This window comes from Kineococcus siccus (genome assembly GCF_009906795.1).
In the GTDB taxonomy this organism is placed as follows: Bacteria; Actinomycetota; Actinomycetes; order Actinomycetales; family Kineococcaceae; genus Kineococcus; species Kineococcus siccus.
Genome location: NZ_JAAALN010000440.1, coordinates 1 through 637, shown reverse-complemented (window position 1 = coordinate 637; position 637 = coordinate 1). Strand labels below are relative to the sequence as shown.

Here is a 637-nt window from a genome sequence, read left to right as displayed (position 1 = left end):
CCCTTCGCACGCCATGAGAGAGCCACACCGATCCACCTGGTGGGCAGCCGCTAGGAAGAGCGTCGTGTCGGACACCTCGACACAGCCTGGCCGGGCCGTTGTCGTGGGTCCAGTACACAAGTAGCCGCTGGTCGCGAACACTGGTGCCTGTCCGCGATAACGGGAGTCAGCCAGCCGACGCGCCGTCGTCGATACGTTGCAGGGTCCGCAGGAAGGCGGGGTCGAGGGCTTCTTCGGCACCGATCACCTCCACACCAAGCAGCTTGCCGGCCGCGCTGAGGTCAAGGATGACCTCATACCGACCAGGAGCGGTGTAGGCCATGACTTGCTCGACCGCTTGACTGCTGTCCTCGCCACGCAGATCGACGTAGGCGGCATCCGCCTCTGCATCCCAGGTGCTGTGCATCCAGCCAGCTTGCCCGATCCGCATGCGCCCCGTCGTGGCGCGCGACGTGACGCTCATGCCGCGTTGAGCGCGCGACCAGGGGCGCCGGCGACGTCCTCACATGTCGAATTGAGGACGTTCGAGGACTCGTCCCTCATGATCGGGAACTCGGTCACGGCTGCGGGCATAGGGGGATGTGAACGAGATGGCGGACCGAGCCGCGCCCAGCGACGGGGAGCTGTGGCGGCAGGC

At 66.6% G+C, this 637-nt stretch carries 1 protein-coding gene; it reads right to left on the bottom strand.

The window, feature by feature from the left end; all coding sequences use genetic code 11:
* Nucleotides 1–166: 166 nt before the first annotated feature.
* A complete protein-coding gene (locus tag GTR02_RS22030; RefSeq protein ID WP_205709827.1) occupies nucleotides 167–463 on the bottom strand; it encodes a DUF2283 domain-containing protein in 297 nt (98 codons plus the stop codon).
* Nucleotides 464–637 lie beyond the last annotated feature (174 nt).